This window comes from Paraplanobispora siamensis (assembly GCF_016863175.1).
Classification (GTDB): domain Bacteria; phylum Actinomycetota; class Actinomycetes; order Streptosporangiales; family Streptosporangiaceae; genus Planobispora; species Planobispora siamensis.
Genome location: NZ_BOOJ01000033.1, coordinates 75,208 through 94,133 on the forward strand (window position 1 = coordinate 75,208; position 18,926 = coordinate 94,133).

Consider the following 18,926-nt stretch of genomic DNA (forward strand, 5'->3'; position numbering starts at 1 on the left):
GATCCACATTCTCTGGATGAACGGTGGCCTCAGCTGCGACGGGGACTCCGTCGCGTTGACCGCGGCCACCCAGCCGAGCATCGAGGAGATCGCGCTGGGCGCCCTCCCCGGGCTGCCGAAGATCGCGATGCACTGGCCGCTGATCGACTTCGAGTGCGGGCCCGAGCAGGGCGCCGACAACTTCATCGAGTGGTGGCACAAGGCCGATCGCGGGGAGCTGGAGCCGTTCGTCCTGGTGGTCGAGGGGTCCATCCCCAACGAGGCCATCAAGTCCGAGGGCTACTGGTGCGGGTTCGGCAACAACCCGGCCACCGGCCAGCCGATGACCACCAGCGAGTGGCTCGACCGCCTGGCGCCCAAGGCCCTGGCGGTCCTGGCGGTGGGCACCTGCGCCACCTACGGCGGCATCCACGCGATGGCCGGCAACCCCACCGGCGCCATGGGCGTGCCCGACTATCTCGGCTGGGAGTGGCGCTCCAAGGCCGGCATCCCGATCGTGTGCGTGCCGGGCTGCCCGATCCACCCCGACAACCTGTCCGAGACGATCCTGTACCTGCTGTACCAGGCCGCCGGGCAGGCGCCGATGATCCCGCTGGACGAGGCGCTGCGGCCCACCTGGCTGTTCGGCGCCACCGTGCACGAGGGCTGCGACCGGGCCGGCTACTACGAGCAGGGCGAGTTCGCCAAGGAGTACGACTCGCCCAAGTGCCTGGTCAAGCTGGGCTGCTGGGGACCGGTGGTCAAGTGCAACGTGCCCAAGCGCGGCTGGATCAACGGCGTCGGCGGGTGCCCCAACGTCGGCGGCATCTGCATCGCCTGCACCATGCCCGGCTTCCCGGACAAGTTCATGCCGTTCATGGACGAGCCGCCCGGAGCCAACGTCTCGACCGTGGCCAGCACCATGTACGGCACGGTCATCCGAGCACTCCGCGGCGTCACCATGCGCACCGTGGACGAGGAGCCCAAATGGCGCCGCAAGGGCGACGACCTTCTGAGCGGCTACAAGAGCACGTGGTGACACCATGACCAGTTCGAAGGACGACAACCTGGTCGAGATGTCCTGGGACCCGATCACCAGGATCGTCGGCAGCCTCGGCATCTACACGAAGATCGACTTCGCTCAGAAGCAGGTCGTCGAGTGTCACAGCACCTCGTCGATCTTCCGCGGCTACAGCATATTCATGAAGGGCAAGGACCCCCGCGACGCCCACTTCATCACCAGCCGGATCTGCGGGATCTGCGGCGACAACCACGCCACCTGCTCGGTCTACGCGCAGAACATGGCGTACGGCGTGCGCCCCCCGCACCTCGGCGAGTGGATCCTCAACCTGGGCGAGGCCGCCGAGTACATGTTCGACCACAACATCTTCCAGGAGAACCTGGTCGGGGTCGACTACTGCGAGCGGATGGTCGCCGAGACCAACCCCGGCGTGCTGGAGCTGGCCAACCGGACCGAGTCGCCGCACGCCGGCGCGCACGGCTACCGGACCATCGGCGACATCATGCGCTCGCTCAACCCGCTGGAGGGCGAGTTCTACCGGGAGGCGCTGCAGGTCAGCCGCTACACCCGGGAGATGTTCTGCCTGATGGAGGGCAGGCACGTCCACCCCTCGACGCTCTACCCCGGAGGGGTGGGGACCGTCGCCACGGTGCAGCTGTTCACCGACTACCTGACCCGGCTCATGCGCTACGTGGAGTTCATGAAGAAGGTCGTGCCCATGCACGACGACCTGTTCGACTTCTTCTACGAGGCCCTGCCCGGCTACGAGAACGTCGGCCGGCGCCGGGTCCTGCTGGGCTGCTGGGGAAGCCTGAACGACCCCGCCCACTGCGACTTCACCTACGAGAACATGAACGCCTGGGGCCGCAAGATGTTCGTCACGCCCGGCGTCGTGGTGGACGGCAAGCTGCTCACCACCGGCCTGGTCGACATCAACCTGGGCATCCGCATCCTTCTGGGCCACTCGTTCTACGAGGACTGGGAGGACCAGGAGATGTTCGTCACCCGCGACCCGCTGGGCAACCCGGTGGACCGCAGGCACCCGTGGAACCAGCACACCATCCCCCGGCCGGCCAAGCGCGACTTCGACGACAAGTACTCCTGGACCATGTCGCCGCGCTGGTTCGACGGCACCGACCACCTGGCGCTGGACACCGGGGGCGGGCCGCTGGCCCGGCTGTGGACGACCGCGCTGGCCGGGCTGGTGCAGACCGACTACATCAGGGCCACCGGCAACAGCGTGCAGATCACCCTGCCGCGCACCGTGGCCAGGCCGGAGACGACCTTCGAGTGGAAGATCCCCCGGTGGAGCAACGCCCTGGAGCGCAACCGGGCCCGCACCTACTTCCAGGCCTACTCCGCCGCGCTCGCGCTGACCTTCTGCCAGAAGGCGCTGGCCGAGATCCGCAGCGGCAACACCAGGACGTGGGAGCCGTTCACGGTGCCCGACGACGCGGTCAGCTGCGGCTTCACCGAGGCGGTACGCGGCGTGCTGTCCCACCACATGGTCATCAGGGACGGGCGGATCGCCAACTACCACCCCTACCCGCCGACCCCGTGGAACGGCAGCGTCCGCGACAGCTTCGGCACCCCCGGCCCCTACGAGGACGCCGTCCAGAACACTCCGATCTTCGAGGAGAACCCGCCGGACAACTTCAAGGGCATCGACATCATGCGGGCGGTGCGCAGCTTCGACCCCTGCCTGCCCTGCGGCGTGCACATGTCGCTGGGCACCGGCAAGGTGCTGCGCAAACTGCACACCCCCCACGCCTTCAACGCCGAGTACTGATGGCCGGCGACCCCCGGGCGGTGGGCGACCGCATCGAGCAGCTCCTGGCCGGCCTGCGCGCCGGGCGTGACAGGCAGGCCGCCGAGGAGCTGGTCGGCCTGCTGGTCGGGATGTACGGCGAGGGCCTGAAACGGATCGTCACCCTGCTCGGCGGGCACGATCCGGTCCTGGTGTCCCGGCTGGCCGAGGACGACCTGGTGGGCAGCCTGCTGCTCCTGCACGACCTGCACCCGCTGGATGTGGACTCCCGGATCCAGCGGGCGCTGGACCGGGTGCGCCCCTACCTGGGGTCGCACGCCGGCGGGGTGGAATACCTCGGCGTCGACGAGCGGGGCGTCGCCCGGCTCAGCCTGGAGGGCACCTGCAACGGCTGCCCGTCCTCGACGCTCACCGTGAAGGCGGCCATCGAGGGGGCGGTCCTGGACGCCGCACCGGAGGTCACCGGGATCGAGGTCGCCGGCGTGTCGGAGCCGCGGCCGGTCGAGCTGCTGCAGATCGGATCGCGTCCACCGGACGGATGGGGTGACGACACCGGCGAGGGGGACCCCACCCGTACCGGCTGGACCGCGCTTCCGGATCTGGGGCCGCCGACCGGCCGCCCGGTGAGCGTGACGGCCGGCGATGTGACGATCATGGTGTGCTCGGTGCGCGGCACGCTGTACGCCTACCGGGACGCCTGCCCCGCCTGCGGCTCCACGCTGTCGGGCGGGACGCTCAACGGGCACGTGCTGGCCTGCCCCGCCTGCGACGCGCACTACAACGTCCGGGTGGCCGGGCGCGGGATGGAGGACCCCGCCCGCCACCTGGATCCGGTGCCGCTGCTGTCCGACAGTCACGGCGTGCGCGTGGCGGTGCCGTCGTGACGGGCGGCGGCGAGGGGCTGCGCCGGTTCGTCGGCGCGCGTTCCACGCCGTCGGCCGCCACGGACAAATGTGACATGTGCGGGATCCTCGTCGGCTTCGACCACGGACACGTGGTCGACGTGGACAACCGCGCCCTGATGTGCGTGTGCCGGGCCTGCTTCATGCTGTTCACCTGGGAGGAGGGCGGCGGCCGCTACCGGGCGGTGCCCGGGCGCTACCTCTACGATCCGGAGCGGCCGCTGGCCCCGCAGGAGTGGCGGAGGCTGGGGATCCCGGTCGGCTCGGCCTTCTTCCTGCGCGGCGAGTCCGGCGTCACCGCCTTCTACCCGAGCCCGGCCGGGGCGACCGAGTGCCTGCTGGACCTGCAGGCCTGGGCCGGGCTGGCCGAGCGCCACCCGCTGCTGAAGGCGGCGGCGCCCGAGGTGGAGGCCGTGCTCATCCGCGAGACCCCCGACGGGGTGGAGTGCTATCTGGTCCCGATCGACGCCTGCTACAGGCTGGCGGGCACCGTACGGATGTACTGGAAGGGGTTCGACGGCGGTCAGGAGGCGCACGAGCGGATCGAGGAGTTCTTCGCCGAGGTGCGCTCCCGGTCCCGGCCCTTCCACCCCCCGGAGGGATGACGTGGCCGACCTGTTCTTCGACTGCCTCGGCGCCCGCGCCGACCGCTACGCCGTCACCCCGGGCATGACGCTGCAGCTGCGCGTCACCGAGACCGGCGGCGAGCGGGTGGAGGCGATCGCCCTGCGCTGCCAGATCCGCATTGAGCCCCACCGGCGGCACTACTCGGCCGCCGAGGCCGAGCGCCTGCACGACCTGTTCGGCGACCCCGGGCGCTGGTCGGACACCCTCAAGCCGCTGCAGCTGGCCACGCTGTCCACGATGGTGCCCGGGTTCACCGGCGGCACGACCGTCGAGCTCGCGCTGCCGGTCACCTACGACCTGGAGATCGCCTCCACCCGCTACTTCAGCGGGCTGGACGACGGCGTGGTCCCCCTGCTGCTGCTGTTCAGCGGCACGGTGTTCGGCACCCGCGACGGCCGGATCCAGGTGCAGCAGGTGCCGTGGAGCAAGGAGACCTCCTACCCGATGCCGGTCGAGGTGTGGCGCGAGACGGTCGACCTGCACTTCCCCGGCAGCGCGTGGCTGCGCGTACGCCGCGAGACCCTCGACGCGCTGCAACGCTTCAAGTCCCGCAACGCGCTGCCCAGCTGGGACGGCGCGATCTCCGCCCTTCTCGACCGAGAGGAGACCGGGCCATGGTGACGCGCGTGCTGAAGATAATGCTGCTGGTGCTGGTGGTGACCCTGATCATCAGATCGGTGCCGGACATCAAGCGGTACATCAAGATCCGCAACATGTGACGCGGCGGCGCTCCGTCGGGCGGGTGCCCGGCCGCGCAGGCGGGTTCGGTACGGATGCTCGGGCGCTCAGCCGCGCAGGCGGGTACGGTTCCACACGGGTGCTCGGCCGCGCAGGCGGGTTCGGTTCCGCACGGGTGCTCGGCCGCGCAGGCGGGTACGGGTGCTCGGGTGCTCGGGTGCTCAGCCGCGCAGGCGGTCCCGTGCGGCCGCGACCGCCGCCTGACCCAGGCTGATCCCCCCGTCGTTGGCCGGGACCCTGGAGTGGGTCAGGACCCGGAACCCGGCGGCGGACAGCCCGTCCACCGCCCGCTCCAGCAGCAGCAGGTTCTGGAAGACCCCGCCGGACAGGGCGGCCGTGCGCACCCCGGTCGCGTCCCGGAGCGCGACGCAGCAGCGCACGACGAGATCGGCCACCCCGTTGTGGAACCGGGCGGCGATGACCGCGGGATCGGTGCCCGCCAGCAGATCCTCGGCCGCGGCCCGCACCAGGTCGGCCCCCGCCACCACCAGCGGCCCGCCGGGGGAGATCGACGCGCGGTAGCGGCCGCGTTCGGCGGGATCGGCGTGCTGTTCCAGCTCGATCGCGGCCTGGCCCTCGTAGGTGATCGCGTCGCGCAGGCCCAACAGCGCGGACACCGCGTCGAACAGCCGGCCCGCGCTGGAGGTGAGCGGGGAGTTCACCCCCGCGCGGGTCAGTGCCAGGACGTCGGTCCACCGGGCGCGGTTGCGTACGGCCACCGCCAGTTCCTCCGGCGCCTGTCCGCCGTAGGCGGCCTGGAGATAGGCGGCGGCCATCCGCCACGGCTGCCTGATCGCCGCCGTGCCGCCCGGCATCGGCACCGGCGCCAGGTGACCGGCCCGCTCGAAGGAGGTCAGGCCGGCCAGGAGGAACTCGCCGCCCCAGACGGTCCCGTCGGGCCCCAGGCCGAGCCCGTCGAAGGCCACCCCGAGCACCGGTCCCGGCTCGCCGTTGTCGGCCAGGCAGGAGGCGATGTGCGCGTGGTGGTGCTGCACGCCGACCAGCTCGGCGTCCTCCAGCGTGTCCGCCAGCTCCACGGCGTACTTGGTGGACAGGTACTCCGGGTGCAGGTCGTGCGCGACGACCCTCGGCCGGATGCCGAACAGCGCGGAGAAGTGCTCGACGCCCTCGGTGAACGACCGCAGCGTCTCGTAGTTCTCCAGGTCGCCGATGTGGTGGGAGACGAAGGCCCGGTCCCCCTCGGCCAGGCAGAAGGTGCTCTTCAGCTCCGCGCCGCAGGCCAGGATCGGTCGCGGGGCGGTCCGGCGCAGCTCGACGGGGTCGGGCACGTAGCCCCGTGAGCGGCGCAGCACCGACCCGCGCCCGCGGAACGGGCGCACGACCGAGTCGTCGGTGCGGACGTGGATGGGCCGGTCGTGGGTGAGGAAGGCGTCGGCGATGCCGCCGAGCCTGGCCAGCGCGTCGGAGTCGCGGTGGACGATCGGCTCGTCCGAGACGTTGCCGCTGGTCAGCACGATCGGCTCGGCCACGGCGGCGAGCAGCAGGTGGTGCAGCGGGGTGTAGGGCAGCATGACGCCGAGCCTGCGGTTGCCGGGCGCCGCCGAGGCGGCCACCGGCGCGCCGGCCCGCCGCTGCAGCAGGACGATCGGCCGGGCCCGGTCGGCGAGCAGCGCGGCGGCCGGCGCGTCGACCTCGCACAGCAACCCCGCCTGCTCCAGGTCGGCGGCCATCACCGCGAACGGCTTGTCCTCGCGGTGCTTGCGCCGCCGCAGGGCCGCGACCGCGTCCTCGTCGGAGGCCAGGGCCGCCAGGTGGTAACCGCCCAGCCCCTTGACCGCCACCACCCGCCCGGCGCGCAGCAGCCCGGCGCACCCGCCGACCGGGTCACCGGGCAGCTCGGCGCCGCGCGAGTCCAGCAGCCGCAGCCGGGGACCGCAGTCCGGGCAGCACACGGGCTGGGCGTGGAAGCGCCGGTCGGCCGGGTCGTGGTACTCGGCGGCGCAGGCCGCGCACATCGCGAACCCCGCCATGGTCGTCAGGGGGCGGTCGTACGGCACGCCGCGCACGATGGTGAAACGCGGCCCGCAGTTGGTGCAGTTGACGAAGGCGTACCCAAAACGGCGGTCACCGGGGTCGGCCAGCTCCCTCAGGCAGTCGGCGCAGGTCGCCCCGTCCGGCGAGACCAGGGCCCGTGGCCGCCCCGAGGCGTCGCTGTCCACGATCGTGAACGCCCCCGCCGCACCCCCGCCACGCTCTCCGCCCTCGATCCCGGCAGCCTCCCCGCCGATCTCGGCGGGCTTCCCGGGACGCTCGTCCCTGCGGGCTCCGCTCCCGTCCGGCTCCTCGATCCCGGCCTTCGCGGGGGCGCGGGGCACGACGCTGATCCGGTCGACCCTGGCGAGCGGGGGAGCCTCCCGTTCCAGCGCGACCAGGAACTCCTCGACCCGCGCCGATGCCCCCTCGGCCTCGACGAACACCCCGTTCGCGTCGTTTCCCACGCACCCGGCGAGACCGAGCCGGACCGCCAGGCCGTAGACGAAGGGCCGGAACCCGACGCCCTGCACGAGGCCCTCGACCCGCACGTCGACCCGCACCTGCTCGTCGGCCCGTGCCCGTTCGTCGGCTCGCGCCTGCTCGTCCACCCGCCCAGTGTGCACCCGGACGCGGCTCACGGGGCGGTCTCCCCGATCGCGGTCCGCGCGGGTACGGCGACCGCCGTCCTCGGCGGCCCCGGGTGCCCCTCCGGAGGTCACAGATGCTTGAGGATGGCTTCGGCCAGCCGGTCGGGGGACTCGATGAGAGGCCAGTGGCCGACGTCCGGCCACACCTCCACCTCGGTCTGCGGGCGCAGTTCGAGCAGGCGGTGGACCATGTCCACCACGGCGATCGGGTCGAGGCCGCCCCATATCGCGGTCAGCGGGCCGGGGAAGCCGGTCAGGCCCGCGGTCCAGCGTTCCTGGTGGGTGCGGCGTTCCTCGACGTAGCGGATCAGGCGGGGCATCAGCCGGTCGCCGCCCTCGTGGCGGATCAGGGCGACCATCGCGGTCAGCTCGCCGTTCGGCGCCTTCCCGGACGGGAAGGTCTCGGCCAGGCCGCCCGCCAGCAGACCGGCGGGCAGCCCGTCGGTGAGGGGCTCGTCGGGGAGGGAGAGCAGGAACAGCTGACCGTCGGTGAGATGCGCCTGATCGATGAAGATCGACCCGTTGGTGAGGACCACCTGCTCGACCACGAACGGCAGCTCTCCGGCGGCCTGCCGTACCAGCAGCTCCGCCGCGACGGTGTCACCCATGTCATGGGCCACCAGGGCGCAGCGCTCGATCCCGCACGCGGTCGCGACCGCGACGGCCAGGTCCGCCTGCTCGAACAGCGAGTAGGAGCTGTCGGCAGGCTTGTCCGACAGCCCGAACCCCAGGAAGTCGAAGGTCACCACGCGCCGGTGACCGGTCAGCCCGGCCGCGACGGCGCGCCAGTCGAAGGACGAGCCGGGGAAGCCGTGCAACAGCAGGACCGGCGGCCCCTCGCCCGTCTCGGAGACGAAGATCTCCTGACCGGCGTGGATCATCATGCGACCGCGGGCGCGCCAGTCGTCGACGGCGGCGGGAAGGTGCTCGGGCATGTCGGCATTCTTCGCCGCCGCCCACGTCGGCGCCAGACCTCATCACAAGGTTTCGGTCCGCGGTCCGATGTCCGCGGTCCACGTCGGCGCCCGGCCTCTTCACAGGATCCGGCCCGCGGTCCGCTGCCCGTGTTCACACCGGTGTCAGGCCCCTCCACTGGGTTTTCAGGTCCACGGGGCCGGTGTCCCGTTCACGCCGGCCCGGTGTTCCGCGTACGGCTCAGGGCTCGCAGACCACTCCGTCGCCGTCGCGGTCCTGGTACCAGTCGTACTCCGGGTCCACGCCCTTGCGGTACGGGCCGAGACCGGCGCTGTTGGCCTCGGCGCATGTCCGGTAGCGCCGGTCGAGGTCCCGGTCGGGCCCGCCGGGCGTCGTGGGCTCGGGGGTCGGCGTCGGCGTCGGCGCGGGGGTGCCGCCGGTGCCGCACCTGCCCGACCAGATGCGCAGCCTCTCCTTGCGGGCCTTGTCCTGCTCGGCCCGCATGATCGCGATGTACTTGTCGTTCGGCTTGTACAGCACCGCCTTGCCGTACCCGTAGCGCACCAGGTTGCGGTTGACGAACACGCCCGAGGCGTTCCACGCGTAGAACAGCGACCGCCCGTAGCGGTCCTTCGGGTCCTTGTCGGGCAGCAGCCGTACCGCCTTGCCCACCGGCAGCAGCGTCCCGGCGCGGGCCGTCGCCTCCTGGTGCCAGCACCGGCCCCGCTCAGGGGTGTCGACCTCCAGCAGTTGCACGCGGACGACCGGGCCGGTCGCGGTGAAGCGGACGTCGATCGTGTCACCGTCCACGATCTTCACGACGGTCGCCTTCTTCGTGCCCTTCGGCACGGTGGCCGAGGCCGGTGCGATCGGCGCGAACGTGACCGTCAGGCAGGCCGCCGCGAGGACGGCGGCGGTGGAACGCATGTGCATCGAGTTTCTCCCGTGGCTGGGGGGCCGGTGGGGAGAAGACGTGCGGCGCGTGCACCAGGTTCACACGTTCCAGAGAAGAATGATGAGTTTCGCGCTTTCTGTGATCTGTGCGGTCGGCCTATGTCCTGCGGCGGTCCCGCGCCCGCGGGTCGCCGTCGTGGTCTTCCGGGGTGACCGCCGCGAAGATGCTGTGCAGGGTCGCGAGGTGGTGGGGGGACGTCAGGGGGCCCCGGCCGGAGACGGCCCGGGCTGCGGCGCGCCGTTCGGCGGCGCCGTCCTCGGGCCGGGAGCGGGACGGGCGCCCGCGCCGGGCGCGGGCCTCCTCCCGGCGCCGCAGCAGGAGGTCGGCGAGCTCCTCCACCGACCGCTCGGCGCGGGCGGGCGGGCGCGGGACGGTTTCCCCCGCCGGGAGAGGACCACGGCGGGAACGGGTGGGACCGGTTTTCGCCATGCTGCGATCCTTCGCTTTCGACGCCGCTGCCGGGTTGCACCGTTGCTACGCGATTGTGAATTCCTCGCTGCTGTGATCATGGATGGGACAGCGGTCACAGGGCAAGACAGCTGTCACGAACGGGACAGGGGGAATCGGCGGGAAGGCCGTGCCGGAGGTGAACCCGGCGGGGGAGGGGTGCGTATCTCGGGGCGTGATGACATATCCGCGCATCGCCGCGCTCGCCCTCGCGGTCGCGCTCTCCGCAGCCTGCTCCTCCAACGGCGCCCCCGCCGGCGGTGCCCCGGCCGGTGGTTCCGGCGACGGGTACGGCGAGGCCGTGGCCCGGGAGAAGACGCTCACCGTCGAGGACCTGGCCGCCAAGCTCGACTGCAAGCCGGACATCCAGATCGAGGCGACCGAGCTGCGGCAGGGACACTGCAAGACGTCGATGGGGGAGTTCTTCCTCACCACCTTCGCCACCCAGCAGGGCAAGGACGAGTGGATGGACGCCGCCCCCGAGTACAACCCGCACCTGGTCGGACACCTGTGGACCGCGCTGTCCACCCGTAAGGTGCTGGAGCGCGTGCAGGAGAAGATCGGCGGCGAACTGCACCTGACCGACCACCGGACTCAGACGCCCGTGCCGGGCTGACCGGTCACGGCGCGCAGGCGGCGGACCGCCGGCGCGTCCGAGGCGGGCAGCAGATCGGCCGGATCGGCGGGCCAGGCGACCTCGACCTCGGCGCGGTCGTGGAAGCGGTACGGCCGGTGGCACAGCACGCCGCCCAGATGACGGCGCAGGCGGGACATCTCCGCCCGGACCGTGACGGTCCTCGTCGGGTCGCCGAACAGGTCGCCGGCCAGTTCGGTGGCCGTGCGGCCCTCCTGCCGGCAGGCCAGCAGGAGCAGGATCTCCGCGTGCCGGGGACTGAGCCGGTGGTGCCAGGAGCCGCTGGGGCCGCTCAGCGTGACCGTCGGCGAGGCCGCGCTCCGCAGGTCGAGCCGGACGCGCGTGGCGGGCTGCTCGCCCGCCGGGTCGGGCCGGACGATCCAGCCTCCCGGCAGGGGTTCCATCACGCAGGTGCCCAGGGACGGCAGCCACACGCCTCCGGCGTCCACGACGTCGGGGACGGGCAGCCGGGCCACCGGCTCACACCCGGAGGCGGCGGCGACCCAGCCGTGCGGGTCCACGACGAGCACCGGCCCGCCGGGCCGCGCCACCACGGGAGCCGCGACCGCGCGGAGCCGTTCCAGGTCGCGGTGGTGGAGGGTGCGCAGCTCCGCCTCGGCCAGCCGGGCCACGGCGTCTACCAGCGCGAGCGTGTTGGGGTGGATGGTGGCCGCGGGACCGCTCACGTCGGCGATCCCGATCAGCCGTCCGCTGCGGGGATCGTGCACGGGAGCGGCGGCGCACGTCCAGGCGTGGTGGGTGCGCACGTAGTGCTCGGCGGAGTACACCTGGATGGGACGCCGTACGGCCAGCGCGGTGCCGATGGCGTTGGTGCCGACGGTCTCCTCCCGCCAGCTGGCGCCCTCGACGAACCCCAGCCGGTCGGCCCTGCGCCGTACGGCGGAGCTGCCCTCCCGCCAGAGCACGCGCCCTTCGCCGTCGGTCACCACCATGATCTGCGAGGCGTCGTGGGCGACCCCCGCCAGGCCGTGCCGCAGGGTGTCCAGGACCTCGCCGATCAGCGAGTCCCTGCGCCGGTGCTCGACCTCCTCATAGCGCAGCGGTACGGCCCCGCCACCGCGGTCGGGGTCCACCCCGTAGCCGCGCACCCGGCGCCAGGAGGCGTCGATGACCCGCCGGGGGAGGGCGGGCGGCGCCTGCCCGGCCAGCGTGGCGCAGTAGACCTGCGCGAGCACGCGGGCGTGCCGGCGGGGATCAGAACCCGCCGGCACCGCCGCTTCCAGCCGCTGGCGCCGCAACCGCCGCTCCCGACCTCGGCCTCCCGGCCTCGACCTCTGCTCTCCCGGCCTCGACCTCCGTCTCACCGTGAGTCTGAACCTCACTGTCCGAGATCGCCATGGCCCCGCGGCGCGCCTCGGCTTGACCTTGACACAGTGACAAGGCCTTCACTGCTGTCGAGGAGGTGGTCGCGATGACCATGCAGAAACAGGACACGGATGTGATCCGGGCTTTCCGGCAGCTGGAGGACGGCCGCCCGTCGGTGCGGCTGCGGGCGGCGATGGCGCTGGGCACGGCCCCCGACCCGCGCTTCATCGGCGAGCTCGTCGCACGATGCGCGATCGAACCCGAGTTCTATGTGCGCGATATGCTGACGTGGGCGCTCACCCGCCATCCGGCGTCCATGACGGTTCCGGAGCTTCTCAAGGAACTCCGCTCGGAGCGTGCGCAGGCACGGAGCCAGGCGCTGCACACGCTGTCCAAGATCGGGGATCGGCGGGCGTGGCCGGCGATCACGCGGGAGCTTCTGTCCGACGCCGACGACGAGGTGGCGCGGAGCGCCTGGCGGACGGCGGTCGTGCTCGTTCCCGAGGGGGAGGAGCACGGGCTGGCCGCGGTGTTGTCGGGACAGCTCGGGCGCGGCGGACGTGAGACGCAGCTGAGCCTCAGCCGGGCGCTGGTCGCGCTCGGTGAGGTGATCGTGCCCATGCTGCGCGCCGCGGTGACGGATCCCGACCCGCGTGTGCGCGCGCACGCGATCGCCACGGAACGGCTGCTGCGCGACCCTGAGGCCGGATTCGAGTTCGCGATTGAGGAGGCCAAGCGCGTCGTGGCCCTCGGCGGCGCAGGCAAGGAGGAGTGACGGGCGGTGTTGATCGGCGATGTGGCGCGACGGTCCGGGGTCAGCGCCCGCATGCTCAGGCACTACGAGTCGCTCGGCCTGGTGCGGCCGACGGGTCGTAGCGGCGCCGGCTACCGGGAGTACTCCAGCGAGGACGTCCGGCGGATCTTCCATATCGAGAGCCTGCGGTCCCTGGGGCTGTCGCTGCGTGAGGTCGGGCGCGCGCTCGACGATCCCCGTTTCACGCCCTCGGAGCTCGTCGGCGACCTCATCCGCCAGACGCGGGAACGCATCGCGGCCGAGACGGAGCTGCTCACGCGCCTGCGCCGGATCGACGCCGCAGGACCCGCCGACTGGGAGGACGTCCTCCAGGTCGTCGCACTCCTGCAGGCGCTGGGGTCGAAGAGCGCCGGCAGCCGCCAGCGCGCGGCCCTGTCCTCGGTCGAGGAGGTTCCGCTCCCGGTGGAGGCGCTGGTCGAGGCGGCGCTGAGCGAAACGGACCCCAACGTCGCCGGAGCCCTCCGCTGGGCTCTGGCGCAGTCGGGCGACGACGGTCTGGCGCTGCTGGCGGAGGGCCTCGGCTCACCGGCGGCCGAGGTGCGCAAACGCGCCGTCCAGTCCATCGCCGAGATCCCGGGCGACAAGGCGACCGCCCTGCTGCGGGACGCCCTCGCGAACGCCGACCCCGTGGTCGGCAGGTATGCGGCTCTGGCGCTCGGGACCCGCGGAGTGGCCGACGCGATCCCGACGCTCATCGGCATGGTCGTCGAGGGGACGAACGACGTCGACGCGGCCGACGCCCTGAACGCGCTGGCGAGCCGTTCCGCGCAGGCGGACCGGATCGCCGCCGGGCTCGTCGAACGCCTCGCCCCCGGCGGCGCCGAACCGTCCGCACGCCGGCGGCTGACCCAGGCGCTCGCGGACATCCCGGGAGCCACGGCGTCACGGGCCCTCGCGGATCTGTCACATGACGAGGACCGCACCGTCGCGCTCACCGCGGCGTACGTCCTCGGGCTGCGCGACGCACGATGACGGATCTCTCCCGGGGCGCCGGAGCGGCGTGGCCGTACCCGGCGGCCCGATGTCATGTCGGCCGATCGTGGCCACGACCATGACAGTCGTGGCCACGACCATGACATCCGCCGCGGACAGGCCCGCGCCGATCTCGGCACCCGGCCGTGCTAGCTCGCCTCGGCGACCGGGCGGGACTCCGTCGTCTCCAGCACATAGGCGTAAGGGCACTCCCACGGAGCGAGTGCGCTGCACCCTCCGCAGGGGCGGGATTGATCGATCACGCACTTCGGATCGGATTGCATGTCGTTCCCTTCCGTTCACCGCTGCCGCTTCCGCGCTGTTCCCCTGCCGCAGGCCGGCCCGACGTCGATCATGGAGGCCGGGGCCGCCGGACGGGAGCCGGTGCCCCGGCTCCGGGTCGCACGGCCCGGCCCTCCCGAGGCGTCCTGCCCGTGCGGTCTCCATTCCACCGGCCCGGCCCTGCTCTTCCTCATGGGCGTATGGCGGTGCCTACGCCACCAAGGTCATGACGTCCGCAGGACTTTGGTCCGTCCTCCACTGCCGCCTGACGGTTCAGCACCGCGTCCGCGGCTCGTGCGAGCTCGGGGTCAGCGGCTTGTGCGAGTTCGGGCTCACCCGTCTAAACCCGGCGGGCGAAGTAGCTCACCGTGTAGCCGACCCCGCCGCTCCCGATGGTCTGCACGGCTCCTCCCGGCCCCGTCCCGCCGTCCGAGCAGTCTTCGCTGAACGACCCGAGGAAGTCGTTCCCCTGGGGGAAGGGGTCGTCCTCGTAGATCGACACCGTCACCGACGGCTTGGTGGCCTTGGGATTGTTGAGTTCGGAGTTGGTGAGCGTCCGGCCCTCGTCGATGCGGATGGAGCGCAGATAGGTCGGGAACCAGGACCCGGCCACTTTGACCCAGATGTCGTCGAACCCCTCGTCGTCTTCCTGAACGTCGTTCGCGGTCACCGAGATGACGACGACCTCGCAGCCGCTCGCCCGGGCATTGGCGGGCGCGGCCGTACCGGCCAGCAGGACGGCGATGAGAAACGCGACGGACATGAACACTCGAACCATGTGCGGACTCCTTCGTGTGCAGATGACCTCCCTTGTGCCGGTCAGGGGACACCGTCGTGATGGAGCGTTCCATGCATTTATCCACACATGCCGGATGAGTTCTGAGTACTGTTCCCTTTCCTCTGCGCATACCTATGGGCCGTGACGGCGGCACCGTCACGGCCCATGCAGGGGGAGATCACACTCAGGACATGAGAATCGCGCTCAGGGTATGGAGACCGCCCTCAGGACATGAAGATCACGCGGTCGATCGCGCCTTCCCTGACGCGGTAGGAGACCAGCACGTCCAAGTCGCCGCGAGCGGTGCCGACCGCGTGCTCGTGGTCCACCACCCACTCGCCCTCGGCCATCCGGCCCAGCAGGTCGGCGTGGCAGGACTTCGCGGCGAACTGCGGCGAGTAGCGCTCCCGCAGATAGTCATGGCCCTTGCCCTGGACCTGGTCACCATTGAGCACGACGACGTCCTCCGCGTAGCACGCGATGAAGGCGTCGAGGTCATGGGCGTTGTAGGCGTCAAGCTGGCGCTGGGCGAGATCGGAAGGCGTAGTAATCATGCCGCACAGCATCCCAGACCATCAAACAGAGGACGATGTCCCCCAGAGTGGACGGAGACACGGCCCTGCCCGTGAAATCCCGCCAAGGCGCTCGGTGCTCGGCTGTGGGCCGTGGCCGAGGATGGTCCAGGCGCCCAAACGAGTGAGTCCTGAAGCAGCAGGCGGGCACGGTGGTGCGGGTACGGCAGCGCGTACCGGGCGGGTGAACCCACCCGCCGTACTCCATGGCCTCGGCCGGCCCGGCCCGGCCCGGCGCTCGCGACCTGCCGGGCCGGGCCGCCGGGTCAGGTGCTGTCCGCGGCCTCCACGGACTCCTCCACGGCCGCCACCACCGCGGCGGGCGCCTCCATGTGGACCATGTGCCCGGCGCCGTCGACGAGCCGTACGCCGGGGGGCCGGCCCGCCCCGCCGTACGGCAGGATCCGGTCGGACCCGCCCCACATCACCACCGTCGGGACGGCCAGGCCGGCGTGCAGGGCGGTCACGTCGATCGCCTGCCGGTCGCCGTCGAGCATGGACTCCGACACGGTCTTCAGCGCCTCCGCCACGCCGTCCAGGCGCTTGTAGCGCAGCAGGTCGTCCACCAGCCTGCCGGTGACCTGGCCGGGGTCGGCGAAGAGCTTGCCGAGCTGCGGTTTCAGCTCGCGCCGGGACGAGGCGGCGGCGAAGGCCCGGACGTATCCGGCGTCGATCTCCGTGCCGAACCCGGCCGGGGCCACCAGCGTGAGCGAGCGCACCCGGTCGGGGCGCGCGGCCGCGACGGCCGCGACCACGGCTCCGCCGAGCGAGTGGCCGACCAGGTGGGCGGGCGGCGCCCCGATCGCGTCGAGGAATCCCGCCACCGCGCCGGTCAGGCTCTCGAAGTCCTCCACCCGCTTGCCGGACCCGCCGTGCCCGGGCAGGTCGATCGCGTGCACGGTGTGCCTGCGGGCCAGCGGTTCCTGGACGAACAGCCAGGAGTCCTTGTCGCCGCCGTAGCCGTGCACGAGGACGATCACCTCCGGCCCTTCACCCAGCGTGGCGTAGCAGATCTGCCGTCCCTCCACCTCGACGGTGCCGAAGACGGCCCCGGACTCCTCGGGGACGACCCCGGCGGCCAGCCGCTCGCGCGCCTCGGCGGCCACCCGCTCGACCTCCTCCTCGGCCGCGCCGGCCGGGGCGATCACCGCGATGACCGCCCCCACCGGGACCGTCGCGCCGACCGGTGCGACGATCCTGCGCACGACGCCCGGCCAGGGCGACTCCAGCACGCCGTTGATCTTGTCGGTGTCGATCTCGGCGAGCTCCGTGCCCTCCTCGACCTCCGCGCCCTCCGAGACCAGCCAGGCGAGGATCCTGCCGGTCGTCATGGACAGGCCCCACTTGGGGACGGCCAGGCCCCGGACCGTCATCGCTTCCACCCGGCGACGCTCTTGACGGCGTTGGCGATGCGCTGGGGATCGGGGATGTACAGGTCCTCCAGCGCGTCGCTGAACGGCACCGGCGCGTGCGGCGCGGTCACCATCTGGACCGGCGCCCGCAGCGCGCCGAAGGCCTCCTGCGCCACCAGCGCGCAGACGTCGGTGGCCATGTTGCACCGGGGCGTGGCCTCGTCGACCACCACGAGCCTGCCGGTGCTCTCGACGCTCTCCAGGATGGTCTCGGTGTCGAGCGGGCTGGTCGTACGCGGGTCGATGACCTCGCACTCGATCCCGTCGCCGGCCAGCTGCCCGGCGGCCTGCTCGGCCATCCCCACCATCCGGCCGAAGGCCACGACCGTGACGTCCCCGCCCTCGCGCACGATGCCGGCCTCGCCGAAGGGGATGGCGTAGCTCTCCTCTGGCACCTCGCCGACGGTGTCGTAGAGCATCTTGTGCTCGCAGAAGATCACCGGGTCGTCGTCGCGGATCGACTGGATCATCAGCCCCTTGGCCTCGTAGGGGCTGGAGGGCAGCACGACCTTCAGCCCCGGGATGTGCGTGAAGATCGGGTAGAGCGACTGCGAGTGCTGGGCGGCGGCCCGCAGGCCCGCGCCGTACATCGTGCGGACGGTCACCGGGGTGATCGCCCGGCCGCCGAACATGTAGCGGAACTTGGCCGCCTGGTTGAAGATCTGGTCGAAGCAGACCCCCATGAAGTCGATGAACATCAGCTCGGCCACCGGGCGCATGCCCCGGGTGGCCGCGCCGATCGCGGCGCCGATGAACGCCGACTCCGAGATCGGGGTGTCGAGCACCCGTCCGGGGAAGCGGTGGTAGAGCCCCTTGGTCACGCCGAGCACGCCGCCCCACGCGTCGTCCTCGCCCGGGCTGCCCGCGCCCCCGGCGTTGTCCTCGCCCATGACGATGACGCGGGGGTCGCGTTCCATCTCCTGCGCGAGCGCCTCGTTGATCGCCTCGCGGTAGCTGATCGTCCTGGCCATGGCCGTTCTCCTCAGTACGTGGCGTATCAGTACGTGACGTAGACGTCGGTGGCGAGATCGCCCGGGGCCGGTCGCGGCGCGCGCTTGGCCTCGGCCACGGCGGCGTCGATGAGGGCGTCGACCTCGACGTCGACCGCGTCGAGCTGCTTGTCGGTCAGAAGATCCCGCTCGGTCACGCGGGTACGGAAGCGCAGCAGGCAGTCCAGGTTCTCCCTGGCGTGGGCCACCTCGCCGGCGCGGTAGGTCTGCTGGTCGCCCTCGAAGTGCCCGAAGTAGCGGGTGAGCTTGACCTCGATGAGCGTGGGCCCGCCGCCCCGCCGGGCGCGGGAGATCGCCTCGCCCGCCGCCTCGTGCACGGCGAAGAAGTCGAACCCGTCGACGATCACGCCGGGCATGCCGAAGGCGGCGGCCCGGTCGGCGATGTTGTCGCAGGCGACCGACCAGCTGCTGGAGGTGGCCTCGGCGTAGCCGTTGTTCTCCGCGACGAAGACCGCCGGCAGGTTCCAGACGGAGGCGAGGTTCAGGGACTCCAGCGTGGTGCCCTGGTTGCTGGCGCCGTCGCCGAAGAAGGCCACGCCGACGCCGCCGGCGCCCTCGTGCTTGGCGGCCAGGGCCGTGCCGCAGATGAGCGGTGGGCCGCCGCCCACGATGCCGTTGGCCCCGAGCATCCCCTTGGTCAGGTCGGCGATGTGCATCGAGCCGCCCTTGCCGCGGCACGATCCCGTGCCGCGGCCGTAGATCTCGGCCATCATGGCCTTGACGTCGACGCCCTTGGCGATGCAGTGGCCGTGTCCCCGGTGGGTGCTGGCGATGGTGTCGCGCGCGTCCAGGTGCATGCACACTCCCGTGGCGGAGGCCTCCTCGCCCGCGTACAGGTGCACGAAGCCCGGGATCTCCCCGGTGGCGAACTCCTCGTGGACGCGCTCCTCGAAGGCCCGGATCGTGCGCATCATCCGGTAGGCGTCGAGCAGCGTGATCTCGTCGATCTCTGACATGGCGTCCCTCCCGCCGTTCCCGGCCGTGCGGCCGTGGGTCGTGGGTCGTGGGCAGTGGGTGGTGAGGCAGTGGTACGCGCCGCGGGCCGTGCCGGGGAAGGGTTGCAGGGGGTTGCAACGGCACAGCCCCTTCGCACGGGGAAACCGGCATCGCCCCTTCGCGCGGGGGAACGGGC

General features: G+C 72.0%; 19 protein-coding genes. 9 read left to right on the forward strand and 10 right to left on the reverse strand.

Annotation, left to right across the window (positions count from 1 at the left end):
* The first annotated feature begins 16 nt into the window (after positions 1–16).
* Genes Psi01_RS20730 through Psi01_RS44580 form a run of 6 tightly spaced genes read left to right on the forward strand, consistent with a single transcriptional unit; the run spans position 17 to position 5,016 of the window.
* Positions 17–1,018 carry an NADH-quinone oxidoreductase subunit B family protein gene (locus Psi01_RS20730; RefSeq protein WP_239127874.1) on the forward strand — a complete coding sequence of 334 codons (1,002 nt, stop codon included), beginning with the start codon at positions 17–19 and terminating at the stop codon, positions 1,016–1,018.
* A 4-nt stretch (positions 1,019–1,022) separates the two neighbouring features.
* Positions 1,023–2,789 carry a nickel-dependent hydrogenase large subunit gene (locus tag Psi01_RS20735; protein WP_204065711.1) on the forward strand — a complete coding sequence of 589 codons (1,767 nt, stop codon included), beginning with the start codon at positions 1,023–1,025 and terminating at the stop codon, positions 2,787–2,789.
* Positions 2,789–3,652, forward strand: coding sequence for a NifU family protein (locus Psi01_RS20740; protein WP_204065712.1), 864 nt, complete (start codon positions 2,789–2,791; stop codon positions 3,650–3,652). Before Psi01_RS20735 ends, Psi01_RS20740 begins: the two co-directional genes overlap by 1 nt.
* Positions 3,649–4,275 carry a DUF5947 family protein gene (locus Psi01_RS20745; RefSeq protein WP_204065713.1) on the forward strand — a complete coding sequence of 209 codons (627 nt, stop codon included), beginning with the start codon at positions 3,649–3,651 and terminating at the stop codon, positions 4,273–4,275. Before Psi01_RS20740 ends, Psi01_RS20745 begins: the two co-directional genes overlap by 4 nt.
* Position 4,276: 1 nt before the next feature.
* Entirely contained in the window at positions 4,277–4,918 is a 642-nt protein-coding gene (locus tag Psi01_RS20750) for a DUF6084 family protein (protein WP_204065714.1), read from the forward strand.
* On the forward strand, positions 4,912–5,016 hold the full coding sequence (locus tag Psi01_RS44580; protein ID WP_373872506.1) for a DUF6893 family small protein: 105 nt from the start codon (positions 4,912–4,914) through the stop codon (positions 5,014–5,016). The genes Psi01_RS20750 and Psi01_RS44580 overlap by 7 nt, the downstream gene beginning before the upstream one ends.
* Before the next feature lie 180 nt (positions 5,017–5,196).
* Here Psi01_RS44580 and hypF read toward each other — a convergent pair whose 3' ends face one another.
* From hypF to Psi01_RS20770, 4 genes are all read right to left on the reverse strand, one after another.
* A complete protein-coding gene (gene hypF / locus Psi01_RS20755; RefSeq protein ID WP_239127875.1) occupies positions 5,197–7,668 on the reverse strand; it encodes a carbamoyltransferase HypF in 2,472 nt (823 codons plus the stop codon).
* 77 nt (positions 7,669–7,745) lie between these two features.
* A complete protein-coding gene (locus Psi01_RS20760) occupies positions 7,746–8,612 on the reverse strand; it encodes an alpha/beta fold hydrolase (protein ID WP_204065715.1) in 867 nt (288 codons plus the stop codon).
* 220 nt (positions 8,613–8,832) lie between these two features.
* Complete coding sequence (locus Psi01_RS20765; RefSeq protein ID WP_204065716.1) at positions 8,833–9,525, reverse strand: thermonuclease family protein; 693 nt, start codon at positions 9,523–9,525, stop codon at positions 8,833–8,835.
* Positions 9,526–9,643: 118 nt separating this feature from the next.
* Complete coding sequence (locus Psi01_RS20770; RefSeq protein WP_204065717.1) at positions 9,644–9,976, reverse strand: hypothetical protein; 333 nt, start codon at positions 9,974–9,976, stop codon at positions 9,644–9,646.
* Positions 9,977–10,172: 196 nt separating this feature from the next.
* Between Psi01_RS20770 and Psi01_RS20775 the strand changes: the two genes are divergently transcribed.
* On the forward strand, positions 10,173–10,610 hold the full coding sequence (locus Psi01_RS20775) for a hypothetical protein (protein WP_239127876.1): 438 nt from the start codon (positions 10,173–10,175) through the stop codon (positions 10,608–10,610).
* Here Psi01_RS20775 and Psi01_RS20780 read toward each other — a convergent pair.
* A complete protein-coding gene (locus Psi01_RS20780; RefSeq protein ID WP_239127877.1) occupies positions 10,589–11,860 on the reverse strand; it encodes a GAF domain-containing protein in 1,272 nt (423 codons plus the stop codon). The two genes, Psi01_RS20775 and Psi01_RS20780, sit on opposite strands and share 22 nt — an antisense overlap.
* A 200-nt stretch (positions 11,861–12,060) precedes the next feature.
* Between Psi01_RS20780 and Psi01_RS20785 the strand changes: the two genes are divergently transcribed.
* Together Psi01_RS20785 and Psi01_RS20790 are read left to right on the forward strand one after the other, a co-directional pair.
* A complete protein-coding gene (locus tag Psi01_RS20785) occupies positions 12,061–12,729 on the forward strand; it encodes a HEAT repeat domain-containing protein (RefSeq protein ID WP_204065720.1) in 669 nt (222 codons plus the stop codon).
* A 6-nt stretch (positions 12,730–12,735) separates the two neighbouring features.
* Positions 12,736–13,740 carry a HEAT repeat domain-containing protein gene (locus Psi01_RS20790; protein ID WP_204065721.1) on the forward strand — a complete coding sequence of 335 codons (1,005 nt, stop codon included), beginning with the start codon at positions 12,736–12,738 and terminating at the stop codon, positions 13,738–13,740.
* Positions 13,741–14,362: 622 nt separating this feature from the next.
* On the opposite strand, the gene Psi01_RS20795 is transcribed toward Psi01_RS20790, so the two are convergent.
* The 5 genes from Psi01_RS20795 to Psi01_RS20815 all read right to left on the reverse strand — a co-directional run bounded on the left by Psi01_RS20795 (position 14,363) and on the right by Psi01_RS20815 (position 18,750).
* Entirely contained in the window at positions 14,363–14,800 is a 438-nt protein-coding gene (locus Psi01_RS20795) for a hypothetical protein (RefSeq protein ID WP_204065722.1), read from the reverse strand.
* Positions 14,801–15,024: 224 nt separating this feature from the next.
* On the reverse strand, positions 15,025–15,354 hold the full coding sequence (locus Psi01_RS20800) for a nuclear transport factor 2 family protein (RefSeq protein ID WP_204065723.1): 330 nt from the start codon (positions 15,352–15,354) through the stop codon (positions 15,025–15,027).
* Positions 15,355–15,638: 284 nt separating this feature from the next.
* Positions 15,639–16,745 carry an acetoin dehydrogenase dihydrolipoyllysine-residue acetyltransferase subunit gene (locus Psi01_RS20805; protein WP_275424586.1) on the reverse strand — a complete coding sequence of 369 codons (1,107 nt, stop codon included), beginning with the start codon at positions 16,743–16,745 and terminating at the stop codon, positions 15,639–15,641.
* The gene (locus Psi01_RS20810) at positions 16,742–17,755 is read right to left on the reverse strand and encodes an alpha-ketoacid dehydrogenase subunit beta (RefSeq protein WP_204065725.1); all 1,014 of its coding nucleotides are present in this window, start codon (positions 17,753–17,755) and stop codon (positions 16,742–16,744) included. The genes Psi01_RS20805 and Psi01_RS20810 overlap by 4 nt, the downstream gene beginning before the upstream one ends.
* A 26-nt stretch (positions 17,756–17,781) precedes the next feature.
* On the reverse strand, positions 17,782–18,750 hold the full coding sequence (locus tag Psi01_RS20815) for a thiamine pyrophosphate-dependent dehydrogenase E1 component subunit alpha (protein WP_204065726.1): 969 nt from the start codon (positions 18,748–18,750) through the stop codon (positions 17,782–17,784).
* Between the last annotated feature and the right edge of the window lie 176 nt (positions 18,751–18,926).